The following is a 22,841-nucleotide window of genomic DNA, read 5'->3' on the forward strand; positions in this document are numbered from 1 at the left end:
TCATTCCTTCATTCTCTATTATTTTATTTAACCACAAGGAAATAAAATTATTATATTGCTAACTAATAACCAAAATGCTAAAATCAATGTTCTTTACTGATGAGGGTGATTTTATGAACTTGATATCAACAAACCAATAACCAAATATTAACTATGAATTTTTTACAAGACAACTTAATTTACACTATTCCGGCGTTGGGCCTAGTTGGAATAATTGTGATGATGATTAAAAGCGCCTGGGTAAACAAGCAAGATGCAGGGGATAAAAACATGCAGGAACTTGCTGGCTATATCGCTGATGGTGCAATGGCCTTCTTAAAAGCTGAATGGAAAGTTTTGAGCATTTTTGCTGTATTTACAGCGGCTTTGCTTGCTTATTCAGGAACCATTACCGAAATCAATGGTGTTCCTATGCATTCTAGCTGGATTATCTCGATTTCATTTTTAATTGGTGCATTCTTTTCTGCAAGTGCTGGTTATATCGGAATGAAATCGGCCACTAAAGCTAACGTAAGAACTACGCAAGCTGCAAGGACTAGCTTAAAACAGGCGCTAAAAGTTTCGTTTACCGGCGGAACAGTGATGGGATTAGGTGTGGCTGGCTTAGCAGTGTTGGGACTAGGTGGACTATTCATCGTCTTTTTAAAATATTTTAATGTAGTCTCGGTTAACAGCGTAGAGATGAAAACCGCTATCGAAGTATTGACGGGATTTTCGTTAGGAGCTGAATCAATTGCTTTATTTGCCCGTGTAGGTGGTGGCATTTACACAAAAGCTGCCGATGTAGGTGCCGATTTAGTGGGTAAAGTGGAAGCGGGCATTCCTGAGGATGATGTACGTAACCCGGCAACAATTGCCGATAATGTGGGTGATAATGTGGGTGACGTTGCCGGAATGGGCGCCGATTTATTTGGCTCATATGTAGCAACCATTTTAGCAACAATGGTTTTAGGGCAGGAAATAGATGTGAAAGATAATTTTGGCGGAATGTCCCCTATCCTTTTGCCGATGGTGATTTGTGGGTTAGGCATTATCTTTTCTATTATAGGAACCTGGTTTGTTACCATTAAAGATGAAAAATCAAATGTTCAAAATGCGCTGAATCTGGGAAACTGGTCTTCGATTATCATCACTGCAGTTGCTTCATTCTTCATCGTAAAATGGATGTTGCCTGAAACCTTGAATTTACGTGGATACGAGTTTTCTAGTATAAACGTTTTCTATGCGATCATGGTCGGCCTTGTAGTGGGCACCATAATGAGTATTGTTACCGAGTACTACACCGCTATGGGTAAAGGTCCCGTAAACTCAATTATCCAACAGTCTTCTACTGGTCATGCTACAAATATCATTGCTGGTTTATCTGTCGGAATGAAATCGACGGTTATTCCTATTTTGGTATTAGCTGGTGGGATCATGTCGTCTTATTACTTTGCCGGGCTATACGGAGTAGCTATTGCTGCTGCTGGAATGATGGCAACTACCGCCATGCAACTGGCCATTGATGCTTTTGGTCCGATTGCAGATAATGCAGGTGGTATTGCAGAAATGAGCCAGCTTCCTCCCGAAGTTAGAGAAAGAACAGATAATTTAGATGCAGTTGGAAATACTACTGCAGCGACTGGAAAAGGATTTGCTATCGCCTCTGCAGCTTTAACTTCATTGGCTTTGTTTGCTGCATTTGTTGGAATTGCTGGTATTAGCGCTATCGATATTTACAAAGCACCAGTTCTGGCAGGCTTATTTGTGGGCGGGATGATCCCTTTTATTTTCTCAGCATTGTGTATTCAGGCGGTTGGAAAGGCTGCGATGGATATGGTTCAAGAAGTTCGCAGGCAGTTTCGTGAAATTCCAGGAATTATGGAGTATAAAGCAAAGCCTGAATATGAAAAGTGCGTAGCCATTTCAACAAAGGCTTCAATCAGAGAAATGATGCTTCCGGGTGCAATCGCACTGATTACACCTATTATTATTGGATTTGCTTTCGGGCCGGAAGTTTTGGGTGGTTTGTTGGCTGGGGTTACAGTAACGGGCGTATTGATGGGAATTTTTCAGAGTAACGCTGGTGGTGCCTGGGACAATGCCAAAAAATCTTTTGAGCAAGGTGTAATGATCAATGGCGAAATGTTTTATAAAAAGTCAGAACCACATAAAGCTTCGGTGACCGGCGATACCGTTGGCGATCCTTTCAAAGATACTTCTGGACCATCAATGAACATTTTAATCAAATTGATGTCGATTGTTTCATTAGTTATTGCTCCATACATCGCAGTTAAGGCAATCCCTAGCAATCATCAGCAGGAAGTTAGGAAAGAAATTAAGATTCAGCAGAAAATCGATGCATCTGGCAATATAATTAACGATACTTTGATCAATAGTACCGATACTTTAACACACTAACTGTAAAATCATAGAGAGATTAGGACTTAAAAGGGGTTTTTAGCAAAATCCCTTTTTGTTTTTCGCAATTTTTATTTAGGTTTACCGCTTATTATCATAAAATCAACAAACATAAAAGACTAAACGAATTATGAATCTAAAAAAGCCTATTGATGTGCTTATAGCAGAATCTGCTGAAAGTGGAGAGGGCACACTCAAACGTACGCTAAGCAGTACGAGCCTTGTTGCATTGGGTATTGGAGCTATTATTGGGGCAGGTTTATTCTCTTTAACTGGTATCGCTGCTGCAGACCACGCTGGTCCGGCTGTGACCTTATCATTTGTATTGGCTGCGGTAGGCTGCGCTTTCGCTGGATTATGTTATGCAGAATTTGCATCTATGATTCCGGTTGCGGGTAGTGCTTATACTTACTCTTACGCCACCATGGGCGAATTTATGGCCTGGGTAATTGGATGGGATTTGGTATTGGAATATGCACTTGGAGCGGCCACAGTTGGTGTATCCTGGTCTGGCTATTTCAATAAACTCCTCCACGAGTTCGGAATGGAAATGCCGCTCTATTTAACAAAATCTTTTGCTGAAGTTGATGGCGGCGGAATTAACCTTCCTGCTGTTGTTATAGTTTCATTATTATCACTCATGTTAATCCGTGGTACTAAAGAATCAGCTAGTCTTAACAATATTTTGGTAATTGTAAAAGTTACTGTTGTAATTGTATTTATTGCGCTTGGATGGAAATTTATCAATCCTGCTAACCACACGCCATATATTCCCGAAAATACAGGTGTTAAAGGTGAATTTGGTATCTCTGGCATCGCAGCTGGTGCCGCTCTAGTATTCTTCGCCTTTATTGGTTTCGATGCTGTTTCAACAGCGGCTCAGGAAGCTAAAAACCCTCAAAAAGGAATGCCAATAGGTATTTTAGGTTCACTAGTAGTTTGTACTATACTTTATGTATTGTTTGCACACGTAATGACGGGATTAGTTCCTTATTCTATCTTTAAAGGTGATGCATCGCCTGCAGCTACTGCATTTAAAGTAACAGGATATAGTTGGCTGCAGATGGGATTAATCATTGCCATTTTAGCAGGTTACACTTCGGTAATTCTGGTAATGTTAATGGGACAATCAAGGGTATTTTATACCATGTCTAAAGATGGTTTATTGCCTAAATTCTTCAGTAGCATTCACTCTAAGTTCAGAACGCCATTTAAAACCAACATCTTCTTTATGTTCTTTGTGAGCATATTCGCTGGTTTTGTTCCGGTAACCGATTTAGGCCACATGGTATCAATAGGAACTTTGTTCGCTTTCTCATTGGTTTGTATCGGTGTAATGTTGTTACGTAAAACTGATCCAGATAGAGCAAGACCATTTAGAACGCCGTTGGTGCCATTTGTTCCAATTATGGGCGTAATTGTTTGTGTTTATTTAATGTCGTCATTACCATTAGAAGCATGGATTCGTTTAGCAATCTGGATGGCTTTAGGTGTAGCGATTTACTTCTTCTACGGAAAAGGAAATTCAGTACTCAGAAATAAAGGAAAAGTGGTTACTCCAGTTGATCCTCCAAAACCTGAATTATAGAAATAAATATTTAAAGCCTCGAGAAATCGGGGCTTTTTTGTGCCATTTATTTTGGTAAAGATTTTATTGATATACCTTTGCAGAAAATCAGCTACATGAACCAACCATTTTTATCGGCATTTGGTAAATACATTATTGGTATTTTATTTTTGTTCGTTATTTCTTCAAGTGCTTTAGCACAACGCACTATAAATGATATCATGGATTCTACAACGGTGAATCACCTGTTAATCATCTCCAAGAAATATGGTTCATTATCATTTAGCGGTTACATGCAACCTCAGTTTCAGGTGGCTCAAACGAACGGTACACAGGCAGAATATCAGGGTGGCAATTTTGGCGAGTTCACCAATAATCGTTTTCGTTTAAGAAGAGGCAGGCTAAGGGCCGATTATATGATATTGAATGATGACCAAAGTCCATCTACCTATTTTGTTTTGCAATTCGATGGAACTGAGCAGGGCGTTAATATCAGGGATTTTTGGGGACGTTATTACGAAAACAAGTGGAAATTGCTCTATATCACATTGGGTCTTTCCGGCCGTCCTTTTGGTAATGAACTACAACTCTCCTCTTCAGTAAGGGAAGCCCCAGAACGTGGGCGGATGTCGCAGATTTTAATGAAGACCGAACGTGATTTAGGCGTTACTTTTACCTTTAATCCAAGATGGAAAGACGCTACGCTCAAAAATTTCGTACTCGATTTAGGCGTTTACAATGGTCAAGGCTTGGCTGGTCCCGGAGAATTTGATAACAGTAAAGACGTAATTGCAAGACTAAGCCATAAGCCATATAAAATAAAAAGCGTGGGTTTATCCATTGCTGGCGGAATAAGTACCTTACAAGGCGGGCTAAACCATCGCTTGCCTGTGAGTTATAAGATAGATAATCAAAATGGCATTTTGAGTATGGTTAAAGATTCTTCTGCTTCAACTATGAACAAGGTTGCTCCGAGGAAGTATTATGGAGTGGACATCCAGCTTGCAACATCAATTAAAAGCTGGAAATCGGAATTAAGAGCAGAGGTGATTTCCGGGCTTCAATCTGCAACGGCCACAACTTCTACTACGCCGGGCTCTTACCCTGTCGATAATAAATCAGTCCCATTGCCTTATTATACCAGAAACTTTAATGGCGCTTATTTCACTTTTGTGCAAACCTTAAATAGCACCGATAATCAACTTATTTTTAAATATGACTGGTACGATCCCAATTCGAAAGTTAAAGGGATGGATATCTCGGCAAAAAGAGGCTTAACTGCTGCTGACGTTCGCTTTGATACCTTTGGCTTCGGCTTTTTGCACCATTTTAATCCACACTTTAAAGCGGTTTTATACTACGATATCATTAAAAATGAATCGACCCAAATACCAGATTATACAGACGATAGAAAAGACAATGTGTTTACTTTAAGAACCCAGTTCTATTTCTAAAGAATTTGTTGATAATGATTTAATACAAATTGACTTACCTTTATTAAAATTGCACCCTATGAAATTCGATTTTTTAAAATTCGACTTCAACCAAATTTTAACCACCACAATGGTTATTTTTGCCATTATCGATATTTTAGGTTCAATTCCGGTAGTGATAGAACTACGCAAAAAAGCAGGTCATATCGAATCAGAAAAAGCTTCTATCGTAGCTACAGCCCTGATGATTTTATTTCTTTTCTTAGGAGAATCGCTTCTTAGGGTAATAGGGCTTGATGTAGAATCATTTGCTATTGCGGGCTCATTTGTAATTTTCTTTATTGCAATGGAAATGGTTTTAGGTTTGACCATTTTTAAAGAAGAAGCTCCTGAAACGGTTTCGATCGTACCACTGGCTTTCCCGTTAATTGCAGGTGCAGGAACGATGACAACATTACTCTCCCTAAAGACTGAATATCAAACGCAAAACATTTTAGTGGGCATTATTTTGAATATGCTTTTTGTTTACTTCGTTTTGAAAAATACGGAGAGATTGGAAAAATTATTTGGAAAAACAGGATTAAATATCCTTCGCAAAGCGTTTGGGGTAATCTTGTTAGCCATTGCAATTAAGTTGTTCAGGAATAATACGGGGCTTTAGGGATTATTTTTAAGATTCGTCACCTCCATTTATCTCAAGGTTCAATACCGCAAAACAGATGAGGAAGCTTGGTTTTTTCATTACACGCCAAGTCGTCGTTGCCAAAAGAAACGACGAAGCAATCTTAATGTGACCGCTACCTGCTATAGTTGTAGGATTGCTTCGTGCCTCGCAATGACGATCATTGTATTAAATGACAATCCTAAAATGAATCTGTAACAATAATTTCGTATATTGATCTAAACATAAAGCTAACGAAAATGAACAGCTTTGAGGAATATACATTAATAATTGGGGCGATTGCTGTTTTAATCGAAGCAGTGAAGTACGTCAAAAAGAATTTCAATTCATGGTTTGAGCATGTATAACCTGTGCATTAAAACAAGTTCAAAAAATTATCTGAAAATAATCCAGTAGTCTTAATTAATCCTGGCGCTTAATCAATCTTGCCACAAACATCGTATCAGCATTGTTCTGATAACCTTTAATAAGCTCCATTTTTTCTAAAGTCAAGGGTAAAGTTTCCAGGAGGTGATTAACAACATCTTCATTTTCGGCAGCAAAAGCGGAGCAGGTAATGTAAACCAAAGGCTTTCCAGGCTTAAGATATTTAATCACATTAGTGGCAATAGCCTTTTGTATCGTGGCGAATTGATCTATCTTCCGTTCTTCAAAAAAAGTAAGCATTTCTGGCGTTCTTCCCCAAGTACCCGAACCTGTGCATGGAGCGTCTAAAATAATCCCGTCGAATTGATAATGATGCAGTATTTGATCATTATTTCTCAAAAGATCGAGTTCTTTTTTATGGTATTTCCTTATCCCTGCCAAACGGAATCGCTCATCTAGATTCAATAGAACAGACTCTCGCAAATCACTTACTAACAACTCTATTACGGGCTCCAGACTGTGTAAAAGCAAGGTTTTCCCACCAGATGCCGCGCAACAGTCCCACCATTTATCCCATTTGTTAGGCAGAAAATATTCTCCAGTATATTGTGAAGATAAATCCTGAACCTGATAAGATCCTTCTTTCAAAATGGTTTCTAACTTTGTGCCGTTGGCTAAAGCCAATGCGGTTTTTGATACCTGTCTTACATCAATATTTTTACCTTTTAATTGATCAATAATCTGTCCTGCCTGACCTTCCGCAACCCTGATGAATAAATCAGGTTGTGTAAAGAATGATATGAAAAAATCTTCTTTATTTAAACTTTCAGATAACTTTTCGTGGTGAGGATAAACATCTGTTAATGCAAATGCTGGAAATTTCTCTTTGACTTTTTCTAACTTTTCCAGCAATGAAAGTTGTATTTGATCTATAAATTCTGGAAAGTTCTTCTCTACAATAGGACTTAGCGTGTTATGGCAAAGAAAATCTGCAATGCTTAACCTTTGCTCTTGATTCAATTGCAAAAGCGCTTTACCCAATCTAAAAAAGCTGTAAACATGCCGTGTTGCCCATCGCCTATCGGAAGAACCCATTTGTTTATTTTGCTTAAAATAACCAGGTAAAAATCGATGCAGTGGCAAACTGCCATCGTAATGGGTTAAAATTTGTTCGAAGGCACGTAACTGATGATCAGCTCTCATAAAAAACAGGAAGTAATAATATTATTCGATAATATTTAGGGCAAAGTTTTTATACTTTAAAAGCATTAAACTGGTATTAATATAGCCTAATTTTTCATCATGAATAAAAGAAAAATTGTTATGTAAACCTTTGTACTTTTCTTTGGTCATGTACTCCAAATAATTTTCACCGTACTGATCTAGCAGTTTACCGAAATAAACCCCAATATCGAAACCTTTAAAAGCATATTCTCCAGGCTCAAAGCCATATTGGCGCCGATATTTTTTTATAAATGAGGTTACAGCAGTGCTTTTATAATCAATTTTATAGGATGAACTCACTATCGTATTTAATGCCTGTACCTTTTCTGTTGGATAATTTTGTTTCACCCAGTTTGGATGACCAAATAGGTTTATATTATAACCTCCTGTAGGAAGATTTTTTAATTTATACAGTTTCTCTACGGTAGGTAAAACGAAGGCTCTATCCGCTGAAGTAACAATAACTGCATATTGTTTGCCTTTTATCATTTTGGTTTCGAAGGTATATGCCGATGCATACTCCTGCACAATAAATTTAGGATTACTTTGCAAATATGTTCTCAAAGGAGCAGCAAACTGCTCATCCTCACTTTTTCTAGGGTTGATTAGAACCACAATCGTATTAGCAGGGTTGAAATTTCTGGTGATGTAGCTTGCTATTTTCTTGCCATGCAAATCGATATTATTAACAATCGAAATCAGATTTGGATTATTGAATTCCAATGGACTTGAAGCCGCTAAAGGCGAAACTACCGGGATATTATTTTCTTTGGAATAGGATGCAATAAATTTTTGTCCATCAGGAAAAACAGGCCCCACAATTAAGTTGCTTTGTTTAAAACGCTCATTTTTATAAAGCATCGAAATATGGGCATTATCATCCTGTGTGTCAAAAACATTCAATTTAAAGTTTAGTCCCGATGCAGCCGCTGAATCAATCCCAAGCTTAAATCCCTGATAAAAATCAATCGGCATTGCATACTTTTCTACATCTGCCTTGGTAGCGGTTTTTAAATTGATTTCATCAAGTCTAAATGGTGCTAATAATGAGATGCTAGCTTGAGTAAACTTGTTTACAGGTTTCTTTTTTTCTTCAGGTTTTTCCTTTTCAACAGGTTTGCTGGTTGGTGGTTTGGGTGTTCTTATTTTCGGTGAGCAAGCACCCAAAACCAAAGTGAATAGAAGTAATATCCAGTAACTGTTTTTTAAATTCATACCTATCTTTTTAACAAAATATGCCAGCAAAAGTTTATTCACTTTGCTAGCATACTCCAATACTTGTTTTAAATGATTTTTAAGATTTAAAAATCAGGATCCTCCAATCTTATTCCCACTCAATAGTTGCAGGTGGTTTCGAGCTGATATCGTATACCACCCTATTAATTCCTTTAACCTTATTGATAATTTCATTGGAAATCTTCGCCAATAATGGATACGGCAAATGGCACCAGTCGGCTGTCATGCCATCCACTGATTCAACAGCTCTAAGCGCAATTACGTTTTCGTAAGTACGCTCATCGCCCATTACCCCTACCGATTGAACCGGCAAAAAGATAGAACCTGCCTGCCAAACTTTATCGTATAAGCCAGCAGCTTTAAGCTCGTTGATATAAATCGCGTCTGCATCTTGTAAAATAGCAACCTTCTCTGCTGTAACTTCTCCCAAAATACGGATTCCTAAACCTGGCCCAGGGAAAGGATGGCGACCTAATATCACATCATCAATACCTAAAGCTTTACCAACTCTTCTTACCTCATCTTTAAACAATGTTTTTAATGGCTCCACAACTTTTAACTTCATAAAATCGGGCAAACCACCCACATTATGATGTGATTTTATAGTAGCAGATGGACCGTTAACAGAGATTGACTCGATTACATCAGGATAGATAGTACCCTGACCTAACCAGTTTACACCAGTTACCTCGTGTGCAGCATCATCAAAAACCTCAATGAAAACACGACCAATGGCTTTACGTTTCAATTCAGGATCGGTAACACCAGCTAGCTGACTTAAAAATCGGTCTTTAGCATCAATGCCTTTGATGTTTAAACCCATGTGTTTGTATTGCTCTAATACCTGAGCATATTCATCTTTACGAAGCAAACCATTATCAACAAAGATGCAATGTAAATTTGCACCAATTGCTTTATGCAATAAAACCGCAGCAACACTACTATCAACACCGCCAGATAAGCCCAAAACAACTTTATCATTGCCTAGTATAGCTTGCAGTTCAGCAATGGTGGTTTCAATAAATGCTGTTGAAGTCCAATCCTGGCTACAGCCACAAATATCTACCAGAAAGTTCTCCAATAGAACTTTTCCATCAATACTGTGTGTTACTTCAGGGTGAAATTGTATCGCATAAGTATTAGAATCTTTAATGTGATAAGCGGCAACCTTAACGCTCTCTGTGCTGGCAATTAATTCTGCATTTTCTGGCAAATCTGTAATGGTATCGCCATGGCTCATCCAAACCTGAGAATCAATGTTTATACCCTTGAAAAGTTTATTTTCCTGGTTAACAAAGCTTAAGTTTGCACGACCATATTCGCGTGTTGAAGAAGCACGAACCTGACCACCAGTTTGTTGCGCAATATATTGGGCACCATAACATACAGCCAATAATGGATATTTGGTATGATAGTTTGATAGATCAATTTGTGGAGCATCATCCTGACGAACTGAATATGGGCTACCTGAAAAGATAACACCTTTTACATCCTCGGTAATTTCAGGAAGATTGTTGAATGGATATATTTCACAGTAAATATTTAGTTCGCGAACTCTACGAGCGATGAGTTGTGTAAATTGCGAACCAAAATCGACGATAATGATTTTTTCTTGCATCCGCAAAGATAGATAAAGAAAGGGAATTGTTAAATTGTTTTATCGTTATTTATAATCAAATCTATTGTTCGTTACTGGTTTTCAGTTACCGGTTGTTATCAGCAGCTCGACACTTCCATACTTCATTAATTCTAACAATTATCAATTTACAGTTTAGCTTTCCATTAACATTACCTCTACCCCAAACTTCATCAAGAAATCAACACCTTCATCACTCGGCAAACCTTTGTATGCTGCGTAAGATTTTGAATAATAAACCAGTTTAATTCCTGATGATAAAATTAATCTGGCACAGGCGATGCATGGTGATAAGGTGGTATAGAGTGTGCATCCTTCAATCTTGGAGCCATTTTTGGAAGCGTATAAAATAGCATTTTCTTCTGCATGAAGCGCCAAAGAACAGCTTCCCTTGCTGTCTCTTGCACAACCGTGTTCTGGCCATTCTTCGTCACAATTATGTGTTCCTGCCGGCGGCCCATTATACCCAATAGAGATGATTCTGGTATCTTTTGTTAAAACCGCACCAACATGGGCACGTACGCAATGCGAACGTTCCGCTAAATCAGTAGCGAGATTCATAAATATGGTATCGAAACTTGGTTTATTAGTCATGCTTAAAATAAAAAAGCCACGAAGCAGTTTAACTTCGTGGCTGTAAAAATACTTTATTAAAAATTAATGTCCGCCAGAAATTTTCTGATCAAAATTAATTCCTTGTGATCTTAAAATTCCACTTACTCTCCAGGCGTAAAAAGCAAGATATGCGAAACACAGAATACCAACAATGTAACTATATTGAATACCAGTATACTCCGATACTGCACCTTGTAACCAGCTGATAATTCCGCCGCCCATAATCATCATAATTAGGAAACTACTTCCCTGACTGGTGTGTTTTCCTAAACCACTTACTGCTAAAGTGAAAATACATGGCCACAATGTGCTACAAAATAAACCTACGCTTGTGATGGCATAAACACTAACCATTCCAGTGGTAAACATTCCGATAAGTAAAGCAAGTATGCCAATTGCAGAAAATATTAATAGCATTCTTGCCGGATTTCCTTTACTCGCCATATCAGCAATAATCAATACTAAAATGATTAATCCGTAAACGTAGAATGGAGCCAGATCGTGATCGGCAATTGCATTAACCGCTAAGAAAATTCCAAAAGCTAAATATGGCGCAACAAATCTTAATATTTTTTGAGTCTGGATGTTATCGGTGAAAGCTTCTACAGCTCCGGTCCATCTACCAATCATCATACTTGCCCAGTATAGCGAAATATAAGGTGCAATATCATGCAGTGCGAAACCTAAATCTTTCTCCATATAAGCTGGCAAATTACTCGCCGTTGATACTTCAACACCAACATAAACAAAAATTGCAATCATCCCCAAAACCAATTGTGGGAACTTCAAGGCAGATCCCTTTGCCCCTTTTTCTTCTATTTTCGCTTCAACCAACGCTGGTCTATCTGGTAAAGAAGATAATTTTAAGAATATCGCGACAGCAATGAAGGCAACCCCCAGAATTAGATAAGGAATCTTAACACTTTCTATACTAATATCTGAACTTGCATTTGCTGCCGAACCGAAAATGGCAAAACTTACAATAAGCGGTCCAATAGTAGTTCCGAAGTTATTGATACCGCCTGCAAGGGTGAGTCGCTGTGAGCCCGTTTTAATTGGACCCAATGCAATTGCTAAGGGATTGGCAACGGTTTGCTGTAGCGAAAAACCTAATGCAACAATAAATAAACCGGATAACATTAGCGGGAACGATGCCAAATTTGCCGCCGGATAAAATAATAGTGTACCTAATGCCGAAATCACGAGACCTAACGCAAGCGAGTTTTTATAGCCTAGTTTATTTACAATGTCTTGCCCGATTAGCACTGAAATTCCGTTATAGATAAGCGCACCCACGGTGTATGCAATATAAAATGCCAGTGAAACCAACTGACTTTCAGCTTGTGATAAATCAAAAGCCTTCTTGAAAACCGGAATTAAAATATCATTACTTGCGGCAACGAAGCCCCAAAAAAAGAATACGGTTACCAAGGGAATAAATTGGGCCCACTTGGTTTGTGTTTGTTCTGAACTCATGTTTAAAATATAGTTTTAGTGGGGCTAAACTTAGATAAAAAAAAATTAAAAAATAGTAACTTTTATGCAACTTATGCAACAAAAATAAATGTACCATCTTTAGGTATAAAATTGCATATTCGCATATTATAAACAATACAATACATGTTTGAAGCCATATTATTAGGTATTGGGGCAGGGATTATTTCGTCGTTTTTAACAGGTCCGGTATTTTTTGCAATGATTAAAACCAGTATAGAAAGAGGCTTTATGGCAGGGTTTTCTTTAGCTATTGGGGTTATAATTAGTGATGTTATATTAATCGCATTAGTCCTTTTTGGAAGTCAGTTTTTTGATTATAAAGCTAGCTTCGACAAATATGTCGGTACTATCGGCGGGATTTTCTTACTCGCGGTAGGAATATATTATCTGGTTTCGAAAATGAAGGTTAATTACGATTCCGCAACCCTCCAGAAGATCAGTAAGAGAGGTTATGTTTTAAAAGGATTTTTGATGTGTATCCTCACTCCTTCTACCTTAATGTTCTGGATTATTGTAAGCGGAATTATTTCTGTTAAGCTAAATAACATGCTGAACGAAAAATTGGTTTGCTTTTTTATCGCGATGGTTACTCAACTGAGCATAGATGGAGCAAAGAGTTTCTATTCAAGTAAACTCAGATACAAAATAAAGGAAGATGCCCTAAAAACACTTAATAAAATTGCAGGGGTAATTATTATTCTATTTGCTTTCTGGCTTATTTACAAAACATATGTTCAGTTTTATGCATAAGAACACTCACTAAAGTACGTCATCGAGATTATAAATATCAACATAATCCAAAAGCCTCCCACCAGCGCAGTTTTCCATTTTTTGCAAACGATAATAGGAACGGCTGCCTTTTTTAAAAAATACCTGAGCATCAGTTTTTTCACAAGGAACACCGCCATTATTATCTTTAATATACGTGATTATCGTTCCTTCGAAGGAAATTCTGTTGGAATCCAATCTTTTCAAACGACCATCAATTTTAAGATATTCATTGTCGGTATTCGTTTGCTCCCCCTTTATTGAAAACCATTTACTGTCCTTTTTAAGGATTTCGGCCGAACCCTTTTCACTTTCGAAACTGATCCATTGTAAACTTATCGGAACGCGTTTGCTCACATTTATTTCTACTTTAGGAATATGGCTCTTGATATCTTCTTTTACATTTTTTAAGGTATCATTCAATTCAGAAAGCTTAGTTGAAATACTATCGCTTGTATTATCGATAGCGTTTGTAACCTGTTGTTGATTACTTTCAGAACAGCTTAAGCCTAAACAAACGGTAGATATCAGGAAAAATTTTATTAGGTTTTTCATAATGGAAAATTAACATTTACACCCTTCTAAATGTTTTTCGCTGTCAAAGAAGATATGCAATCTACAAGAAAAAAGGATGATAAAACGTTTACCAAACGGGACTTAAAATCTCTAATAACGGGGTAATAGTGTCACTTTCTATATAATATCAAACACAAATGAATTTACATTTTTAGGGCAAAAAAAATAGCCCGCATAAATGAGGGCACTGAAAAAGTTACCTCCTTTAGTGGGTTAACTTTGAGAATCGATCATGTGAACATGTTTTCACTTGATCGATTTTTTATTTAATGGGTTTTATTTTCTAGTCTGTAAGTTTGCTTTTGTGTGCTGACATTGGAATATGAAGTTTTGGGTCTTTATTTGACACTATTTTGGCTTCTAGATAGCCAGTTTGATGATTCCTTTCAGGTTTACAGTGAAAATAGCAAGTGCACCCTGCATTTCCATGCCGTCTATTCCCCGTCCATATCCGTGGACGTTTTTTAACTCGCTGTTTTTGGCTTCAATCTTGTATCGGTGCCGGGCTTTGTCCCTGTAATATTCAGTCTCCTGAAAGATCATCTGCTCCTTGTGCAGGCCTGATTTTATGGATACCTCCGAAACGGTAAATATCGTTTTCAAAAGCAGATATTTGAACATGCGGACAGGACTCTCTGCCGCACGCCCATTGTCCTGACAATATTTGTCCAAAAGCTCGTTATATATAAAACCAAAATCTATAAGCTCGTTGATTTTGCGAAGCAGATTCTCCTTGGTGACAATCACATCGTAGAGCCTGGAAAATTCGCTAAACTGGATTTTTTGTTGTTGAAGAAGCATTTTAAAAGCCGTTCTGGTACACCTTTAAAATACAAAAAAAGGAGCAGAAATTATTAATTTATACTCCTTTTTTCTGACCCAATCTTGAAGGGACTTTTCCAGTGCCCTCGCATAATTTTGGGCTATTTTTATTCAAAATATCAAAGGATTAATAAGCTCTTTGATTATTCCCTTCTTTCCAGTTAATGAAAGCTTTGTTCACCACTTTATTGCCACCTGGAGTTGGATAATTACCAGAGAAATACCAGTCACCTTTGTTTTTCGGACAAGCTTCATGCAAGTTCTCCAAACTTTGATAAATTACTTCTACCTCAGCCACAGTGCCTTTAGGAGTAATAATTTGTGCAATTTTAGCTGAAATTTCTTCCGGGGTGAAGGGTTTGTAAATCTCTTTTACATGATTCACGATTTCTTCTTTCGGAAGTAATAATGAAGCTTTACATTTTGCATAAACATCTTCGATCACCTGCCACATGCCACGCTCAGTTAATAACTGAATTGCAGCATCGAAAGCAACAAACTGCCCCATTCTGCTCATATCAATACCATAACAATCCGGGTAACGGATTTGAGGTGCCGATGAAACAATGATAATTTTCTTAGGATGTAAACGATCCACGATTTTGATAATACTTTGCTTTAAGGTAGTACCCCGAACAATAGAATCGTCCAAGGCTACCAAAGTATCCTGATGGTTATTGATAATACCATAAGTGGTATCATAAACGTGGGCCACCATTTCACTTCTATCCGCATCCTGCGTAATAAAAGTTCGCAGTTTCACATCTTTTACAGCCAGCTTTTCAACGCGGGGTGCAAGAGACAACAATTCCTCCAGCTGCTCATCGGATAACTCCTCTTTTTTATGTAGAAGAATATCTTTTTGGTGCCTGCGCACATATTGTTGCACACCGTCAACCATACCGAAGAAAGCCACTTCAGCAGTGTTCGGAATGAAAGAGAAAACGGTATTTTTTAAATCGTAGTTAACGGCCTGAAGAATTTTATCGCTCAATAAACGACCTAATTGCTTGCGTTCACGGTAAATTTCTACATCACTTCCTTTTGAGAAATAGATGCGTTCGAACGAACAAGATAATCTTTCAGTAGGCTCACGGAATTGCTCCATGCTTACCTCGCCATTTTTCTTGATAATTAAAGCATGACCAGGATCGATCTCCTTAACATCTTTAAACTGGATGTTGAAAGCAGTTTGTAGTGCTGGTCGTTCAGACGCGGCTACCACAATCTCATCATCATAATAGTAATATGCCGGACGAATACCAGCTGGGTCACGCATGATGAATGAATCGCCATTACCCACCATACCGCAGATAGAGTAACCACCATCCCAGGTTTTAGCCGAGCGGCGAAGAATATTTGCGATATCTAAATGATCAGAAATTTTGTGCGTGATGGCTACGTTATCGTGTCCTTCTTTTTTATATTGATCAAAAAGTTCTTGATTTTCATCATCCAAAAAGTGACCAATTTTTTCTAAAACAGTAACAGTATCGGCTTTTTCTTTTGGATGTTGACCTAACTCGTATAGTTGCTCCAATAACTCATCAACATTCGTCATATTGAAGTTACCAGCAATAACCAGGTTACGGGTCATCCAGTTGTTTTGCCTTAAGAAAGGGTGGCAGTTTTCGATACTATTTTTACCATGTGTACCATAACGCAAATGGCCCAATAACACCTCGCCGATAAAGCTAACATTGTTTTTGAGCCACTCTGTATCCTGCATTAATTCAGGTGTGTTTTCTTGTATATCTACGAATTTGTTTTGAACATACTCGAAGATATCTGCTACTGCATTCGAAGCCATGCTCCGGTATCGGCTAATGTACCTACTGCCAGGTTTCATATCCAGTTTAATGGTGGCAATACCTGCGCCATCCTGGCCCCGGTTATGCTGTTTTTCCATTAAAAGATATAACTTGTTAAGGCCGTAAAGTGCTGTACCGTACTTTTGCTGGTAGTAGGAAAGTGGTTTTAACAGGCGAATAAAAGCGATTCCGCATTCGTGTTTTATCTGATCACTCATTGTGTGGGTTTGAAGCCGCAAAGTTATCCTTTTAAATAATCACAACCTAAACAAAAGTATTTTCTTTTGTCACAATGAGGTTAATTTGAAAAAGCCATAATTAGATACATTTAAGATAGCAAATATTAAATTATCTAGAATTAGTCTAAATAAATTGGAAGGTAAGTGTAATTTTTACACCTTTGCAAAAAATGATTCACGTTTAAGTTCCTGCACCCATAATTACCAATTGCTTGAAAAGATTATACCTAGTTGTTTTACTGTTTATTGCGATATCAGCCCAAGCGCAGCAAGGAATGTTTATCGAAGGTAGGGTAGTTGATCAGCAAAAAAAGCCGATCCCATCAACCAACATCAAAATTATTGAAACCAATCAATATGGAATAACTGCTTCGGACGGTTTGTTTAAACTACCGGTAAAAAATTTATCAAATAGTACACTAACGCTTGAGTTCACATTTATAAGCTATCAAAAGTTAACTAAAAAAGTACTGATTTTTGGGGATGGAGTAAACTTAGGCAATGTTGTTTTAAAGGAACTTAACCTAAGCTTGGAAACTATTGCTATAAATGCTAAACGTAACTATGAAGGACAATCAAATTCCTCACTAATAATTTCCAGGGATATTATAGAGCAAACACCAGCTTTAAGTTTAAGTGATTTATTGAATCAAATACCCAACAGAAAAATAGTTTCGCCGTCTTTACAAAGTGTTCAAAACATCAACTTGCGATCGACATTTGCTACAACTACAGCAAACACGAGGGGAACTTATGACTTGAATAATTCTTTTGGAATTGCAATTATTTTAGATGGAAATGCAATCAGCAATAATATGAATATGCAAAGTTTCAATCCGGGTATTACAGGTATTGGAGGTAGCAACTCATACCAGATATCAACGGGCACGTATGGCTTAAGCGGTGCTACAAATTCAGGTTATTCAGGCGATTTTGCATTTGGAGGAACAGATTTAAGACAGATACCGGCAGATAACATTGAAAACATTGAGGTTATCGCCGGGGTTGCACCTGCAAAATATGGTGATTTGAGTGACGGCGCTGTTATTGTAGATCGACAGGCCGGCAAAGCCCCTGCATATTTACGGATGCAGATTAGGAATGACGCTACATCTTACGGCTATTCTCAAGGATTTAAACTTTCTCCAAAAGGCGGTGCAATGAATGTAGGTGTAAATTACGTTAATTCACTGGCAGATAACCGAGATAAACTAAAAGCATACAAACGAATCAACACCTCTTTAATGTACACCAACACTTTCGGAGCTGAAAAAAGAATTAAAAACACTTTCAGTGCTGATTATGGCCGAAATTTGGATGGACTACGAAGTGATCCTGATGATATTACTCAAACAATTGTACGATTTGACAGTTGGAATGCAGCAATCTCGAACAGAACATCTTATGCGCTTAACACAAATTTTTTAAAAAATATCTCTTTAAATTTAAGGTATTCTGAAGGGCACCAAGAAAGTTATCGCGAAACCAATCGCAACGAACCTTATGTAATCATTTCTGAAGCTACAACTTCAGGAATACATGAAGGAACTTACGCTCCAGGGATTTATACAGCCGCATCGCTAATTGATGGAAGACCTGTAAACGCTACAGCAAGGCTGGATTTTAATGCTGATTTCAAAACTGGTGATGTAACCCACTTTTTAGGATTCGGAGTAAATTACGATTACGGAAAAAATAAAGGGCTGGGCCAGGTTTTTGATCCTAATCGTCCGAGGGCATTTACAGCCGTTTCGTCGACATCACTTCAGTCCAACCGCTCAGAGCGATACTATGACTTTAACCTAGTTAATGCCCAGCAAAACCTGGGTTTATACTTGGAAGATCAGTTTAAAGTGAATCTTTTTGAAAAAAATCTTAATGTTAGGGCTGGGATCAGGTATGATATGCAAAATTCTTTACCTTCTTTTTCTCCGCGTTTGAATATGAATTACGAGATTAATAAAGACTTTAGAATAGGTTTCGCTTATGGACTATCATATAAATCGCCATCACTTTCACAGCTATATCCGGGGCCAACTTATTTCGAGGTACCACTTGTAAATGCATTCAATGGAAATGCAGCAGAAAGCACTTACTTGGTTTACGTAGAGCGATATGATCCTGAAAGTGCAAACATAAAACCTTCATATGGTCAAACGTTCGAGCTAAGCACAAGCACTAAAATCAAAGATTTCAATTTATCGCTGTCGCTGTTTCACAAAAATTCAAAAGATGGAATTTCAACGATTTCAAACAGAAAATTTTTAACTGTTCCAAATTACGTTGCTACAGCTATACCGGGCCAGAAGCCGCTTATAACCCAGACAGGCACAAGAGAAGTAAATTTTGTATATCACAATTTCAGCAATGATTTAAAATCCGATAATCAGGGAATTGAACTCATATTAAGTAGCCCTCAAATTAAACCAATGGCTACTACATTTAATATTAGTGGGGGGTTTTTCCGCACTTACTACCAAAACAATCAACCCCGTTTAGGCACCGAGATTGAGGATCGCCCAAATGATCCGGAATATGCTATTCTTGGTATTTATGAGGCAACCAAGAGAATCTCCTATCTAAGTAATGCAAGGATAAGTTCAGCAACACACATTCCTAAAATTGGCTTAATGATCAATTTTACCGCTGATTTTTCTTTATTACAAAAAACAAATATCGAAGCTTCACAGGGAATTCCATTAGGATACTTTAGCCAAAATGGAAATGAAGTTATGCTTACAAACCCTGATCCAAACAACCCAAAATATGGCCACCTTTTTATTCCATCCAATGAACTGAATGACCAAGATATTCCACGCATCATTCCTAATTTTCATTTAAGCGTGGCCAAAGACATTAAAAAACGTTTTCGATTCTCGTTCAATGTTTTTAATGTTTTCAATTATCAGCCCTACTACATAAATGCCTCAAATAATTATGTATTCACTGGAACTGCGCCAAATTTTGGGGCAGAAATCTCAATAAAACTTTAATATTTTAAACTTAATTTTATAATGAAAAAATACCTACTTTTATTAATCAGCGTTTTTGCACTCACTTCTTGCAAGAAGGAAAAAACAACAGAGATTGTACCTGTTGACTTAAATTTGAACGTCTCTTATAGAACTGAAACCAGTGGCTACCAATTACCTCTTAATGAGGTAAAAGTTAAAGTGACAAATGTTGATACCAAAAACACCTTGCAGTTTACTACTAATGACAAAGGAAAATTAGTAGCACCCCAGCTTAGCCCTGGAACTTATGATCTTGATGCAACCATCACAATTACAGCAGCGAGATACAGCACACTTACAGGGATTCAAAGTCCTAATGATGTAACCTTCAATGCTTCAGTAAAAAATAAAGTTATTGGTGTTGGTTTTACTGAAACCATAGACCTAACTCTAGTTACTGGAACGATAAGCGATTGGGTAATCAAACAAATTTACTATGCTGGTTCTGACAGGGTGAATGGAGCAACTTATCGCGACAATTTTATTGAGTTTTATAACAATAGTGATAAAACATTGTATGCAGATGGATTATGTTTCACTGAGACTACAGGGATTATCACTGTATCGACTCCACCAAGACACCACCTGCTATCCAATGGTCAATATGATTGGAATAAAGCAGAAGGTATTCCTGCTGGAATAGACGCTAACAATGATTACATCTACGTAAGAGCATTTTTAAAAATTCCTGGTACAGGAAGCCAGTACGCTGTACAACCAGGCAAAAGCATTATTGTCGCCCAGTCCGCCATTAATCATAAAAGTCCTTTCACAGGCCTTGACGGCAAGACAATTTCGGTACTTAATCCCGCCCTTACCGTTGATTTAAGCGGTGCGGATTTTGAGGCACACTATGGCTCTCTTGTAACTAGACCACTTGCTTCTGATGTTGACAATCCTTTGGTTCCTAATCTTGAGGTTTTTGATTATTTTGGAAATGATATGATTTTTGATGGAGATGGAAGATACTCTTACGCTCTTTTAAAATTTACAGATGGTGTTAACCCTGCAAACTTTCCTCAATATGCGATACCCACACTGACTGTAAGTTCTACTGCTTCAAAAGTGTTTCAAATCCCCGCAAAATATATTTTAGATGCTGTAGAAGTCCAGCCAACAGAAGCAAACAAAAGAGTTCCTAAAAAATACTCTGCTAATCTGGATGCTGGATTTGCATTCAACCCAGCCGGACAATACACTTCTCAATCTGTTATTCGCAAAACTGATAAAACGATCAATGGCAGAATAATCTTAAAAGACACAAACAATAGCACTGAGGATTTTACTTTTTTAGAGGTTGCAAACCCTAGAGGTTTTAAATAAAATCCTTTTTATCGGGCTTGAACTGATCAAGCCCGATTTCTTGCTTAAATCATTAAATCTTAATGAAAAAAATTACACGCTATATTCTTTTCGCAATAACTTCTATCCCATTTGGATTGAGTGGACAAGAAAAGATTGGAGAAAGCCAGACTTCTCTATCGGCTAACTTTTACACGGATTCTCTTCAGAATCAGCGGAGAATATTTGCAAGGAAAAGTGCTTATTATCTCAGTTTACTTCCTGATCAAATGAGTATGGCTCGAGGTGCCTTTAGTTTTGAGAGAGGAAACTTTATTCCTTCACAGGGTGCAACAAAAATAAGATCAGGACAATTATATACTGAAGGAACAACAAAACTGAAATCGGTAAAAGTATTTGGAAGCTTTCAATACCGAAAAATCTTTGAGGACAGTACCCGCTTTGCCCATCAAACCAGAAATAATTTTACAACGCCTTATTATTTTGGATCACCAGGTTATGTTCACTATGAGCGAAGTATTTATAACATAACCGCAATGGCAAGTCAATCTATACTACAAAACAGATTGACTTTTGCGCTAGGAAGTAATTATAATGTAGCGAATCACTTTTCTACTAATGATCCACGGGGTGCAGTGAATGAGTATCAGTTAGATATCAATGCCTCAGTTGGATATCAGTTATCTCGAGAAATTAAAATAGGATTGGGATATCGTCCGGGTTATGGAAGAGAGGACATTAATGTAGCTTACAAAAACCCACGATATTATGAAAGTTCGTCATTCCCAATGTACTATAATCACTTAATAAACGGTTATGGCGAAGGTAGACCAGTGCTAGCTGGTCCAGACAGAAAATATTTTAATAATTTTAAAAGGCAAGGGGCTGACTTATATCTTGACTTCAGCAACCATGTCCTTGGCGAAATAAATTTATATGGAAGTTACATCAAAGAAAATCAGCGTTATTTTCAAACTAGCGGAACAGGCTTCAAATATTTCTCAAACTACGACCTCGAGAAAATGAATGTAGCTTTGCGTTGGTTGAAATCACTTAACAAAAATACTAGGGTAGGTGCAAATTTAGTATACGAAAAGTTGGATGGCCGGGATCAAAATCTCGAATTTAGCGCTAACAATTATATCTATGCTGGTCAACGAATTAACGCCAAAATATTATTTAATACAACCGCTAACAAAAACTCATTCAATTATTATATTAACGCTTTACAGTTTTCTCAGGAACGGATTGACGGCATAAGAGGAAACGATGTTTCTTACAATAATTTGCTTTTGGAAATTGGATCATCGGTAAAAAGAAACCAATCAAATAAAAATTTTTTTGGAGCAAATATCTCTACTAGTTACAAAATGCCAATGGGTAACCGTTTTACTGTAGCACAAGCGAATGAAGGATATTTCACAAGGTATGTAATTTATCATGATTACCTCTACAACACTTCCTCTTACATTGGCGGAGCAGTTTCAGGTGAGTATGGCTTTTCTGTTTTTAAAGACATGATCGCTTCTCTTCAGATAAATGCTACATACATGAAGAAATTAGAGCAGCAAAACCTAACTAGAACCATCATTTCTGAGCCCGGCAAACACCGCTTTTCTTCCAATATCAGCTTAAATCTCTATTTTTAGCCTT

The 22,841-nt window shown here is 37.5% G+C and carries 15 protein-coding genes and 2 pseudogenes; 8 read left to right on the top strand and 9 right to left on the bottom strand.

Features of this window, described 5'->3' with window-relative positions:
- Positions 1 to 153: 153 nt before the first annotated feature.
- The 4 genes from OQZ33_RS19030 to OQZ33_RS19045 all read left to right on the top strand — a co-directional run bounded on the left by OQZ33_RS19030 (position 154) and on the right by OQZ33_RS19045 (position 6,061).
- On the top strand, positions 154 to 2,400 hold the full coding sequence (locus OQZ33_RS19030; RefSeq protein ID WP_265800899.1) for a sodium-translocating pyrophosphatase: 2,247 nt from the start codon (positions 154 to 156) through the stop codon (positions 2,398 to 2,400).
- A gap of 130 nt (positions 2,401 to 2,530) precedes the next feature.
- Positions 2,531 to 3,988, top strand: coding sequence for an amino acid permease (locus OQZ33_RS19035; protein WP_265800901.1), 1,458 nt, complete (start codon positions 2,531 to 2,533; stop codon positions 3,986 to 3,988).
- A 95-nt stretch (positions 3,989 to 4,083) separates the two neighbouring features.
- Positions 4,084 to 5,421, top strand: a complete 1,338-nt coding sequence (locus OQZ33_RS19040; protein WP_265800902.1) for a porin — start codon at positions 4,084 to 4,086, stop codon at positions 5,419 to 5,421.
- Positions 5,422 to 5,479: 58 nt separating this feature from the next.
- Complete coding sequence (locus OQZ33_RS19045) at positions 5,480 to 6,061, top strand: MarC family protein (protein ID WP_265800903.1); 582 nt, start codon at positions 5,480 to 5,482, stop codon at positions 6,059 to 6,061.
- A gap of 423 nt (positions 6,062 to 6,484) precedes the next feature.
- On the opposite strand, the gene OQZ33_RS19050 is transcribed toward OQZ33_RS19045, so the two are convergent.
- From OQZ33_RS19050 to OQZ33_RS19070, 5 genes are all read right to left on the bottom strand, one after another.
- A complete protein-coding gene (locus OQZ33_RS19050) occupies positions 6,485 to 7,651 on the bottom strand; it encodes an RsmB/NOP family class I SAM-dependent RNA methyltransferase (RefSeq protein WP_265800905.1) in 1,167 nt (388 codons plus the stop codon).
- 21 nt (positions 7,652 to 7,672) lie between these two features.
- A complete protein-coding gene (locus OQZ33_RS19055; protein WP_265800906.1) occupies positions 7,673 to 8,887 on the bottom strand; it encodes an ABC transporter substrate-binding protein in 1,215 nt (404 codons plus the stop codon).
- 109 nt (positions 8,888 to 8,996) lie between these two features.
- Positions 8,997 to 10,526 (bottom strand): glutamine-hydrolyzing GMP synthase, encoded by a 1,530-nt coding sequence (gene guaA, locus OQZ33_RS19060; protein WP_265800907.1) that lies wholly within the window; start codon positions 10,524 to 10,526, stop codon positions 8,997 to 8,999.
- Positions 10,527 to 10,679: 153 nt separating this feature from the next.
- Positions 10,680 to 11,138 (bottom strand): deoxycytidylate deaminase, encoded by a 459-nt coding sequence (locus OQZ33_RS19065; protein WP_265800908.1) that lies wholly within the window; start codon positions 11,136 to 11,138, stop codon positions 10,680 to 10,682.
- A gap of 63 nt (positions 11,139 to 11,201) precedes the next feature.
- A complete protein-coding gene (locus tag OQZ33_RS19070; RefSeq protein WP_056849396.1) occupies positions 11,202 to 12,635 on the bottom strand; it encodes an MFS transporter in 1,434 nt (477 codons plus the stop codon).
- A 144-nt stretch (positions 12,636 to 12,779) separates the two neighbouring features.
- Here OQZ33_RS19070 and OQZ33_RS19075 point away from each other — a divergent pair, with 144 nt between their 5' ends.
- Complete coding sequence (locus OQZ33_RS19075; protein ID WP_056849395.1) at positions 12,780 to 13,406, top strand: LysE family translocator; 627 nt, start codon at positions 12,780 to 12,782, stop codon at positions 13,404 to 13,406.
- A 9-nt stretch (positions 13,407 to 13,415) separates the two neighbouring features.
- Here OQZ33_RS19075 and OQZ33_RS19080 read toward each other — a convergent pair whose 3' ends face one another.
- The 4 genes and pseudogenes from OQZ33_RS19080 to OQZ33_RS19090 all read right to left on the bottom strand — a co-directional run bounded on the left by OQZ33_RS19080 (position 13,416) and on the right by OQZ33_RS19090 (position 16,851).
- Complete coding sequence (locus OQZ33_RS19080; protein ID WP_265800911.1) at positions 13,416 to 13,979, bottom strand: hypothetical protein; 564 nt, start codon at positions 13,977 to 13,979, stop codon at positions 13,416 to 13,418.
- Between the two features lie 381 nt (positions 13,980 to 14,360).
- Positions 14,361 to 14,576 (bottom strand): annotated as a pseudogene (locus tag OQZ33_RS24575) (IS5/IS1182 family transposase); the annotation flags it as partial.
- Positions 14,568 to 14,801, bottom strand: a pseudogene (locus OQZ33_RS19085) (IS5/IS1182 family transposase); the annotation flags it as partial. The pseudogenes OQZ33_RS24575 and OQZ33_RS19085, both read right to left, overlap by 9 nt.
- Positions 14,802 to 14,949: 148 nt before the next feature.
- Positions 14,950 to 16,851, bottom strand: coding sequence for a class II glutamine amidotransferase (locus OQZ33_RS19090; RefSeq protein ID WP_056849393.1), 1,902 nt, complete (start codon positions 16,849 to 16,851; stop codon positions 14,950 to 14,952).
- Positions 16,852 to 17,084: 233 nt separating this feature from the next.
- Here OQZ33_RS19090 and OQZ33_RS19095 point away from each other — a divergent pair, with 233 nt between their 5' ends.
- The 3 genes from OQZ33_RS19095 (at position 17,085) to OQZ33_RS19105 (ending at position 22,837) form a co-directional block, all read left to right on the top strand.
- Positions 17,085 to 19,865, top strand: a complete 2,781-nt coding sequence (locus tag OQZ33_RS19095; protein WP_265800912.1) for a TonB-dependent receptor — start codon at positions 17,085 to 17,087, stop codon at positions 19,863 to 19,865.
- A gap of 21 nt (positions 19,866 to 19,886) precedes the next feature.
- Positions 19,887 to 21,209: a DUF4876 domain-containing protein gene (locus OQZ33_RS19100; protein ID WP_265800913.1), complete on the top strand. Its 1,323-nt coding sequence runs from the start codon at positions 19,887 to 19,889 to the stop codon at positions 21,207 to 21,209.
- 62 nt (positions 21,210 to 21,271) lie between these two features.
- Entirely contained in the window at positions 21,272 to 22,837 is a 1,566-nt protein-coding gene (locus tag OQZ33_RS19105) for a DUF6850 family outer membrane beta-barrel protein (RefSeq protein ID WP_265800914.1), read from the top strand.
- Positions 22,838 to 22,841: the final 4 nt, after the last annotated feature.

Source organism: Pedobacter sp. MC2016-05 (genome assembly GCF_026239735.1).
Taxonomy (GTDB): domain Bacteria; phylum Bacteroidota; class Bacteroidia; order Sphingobacteriales; family Sphingobacteriaceae; genus Pedobacter.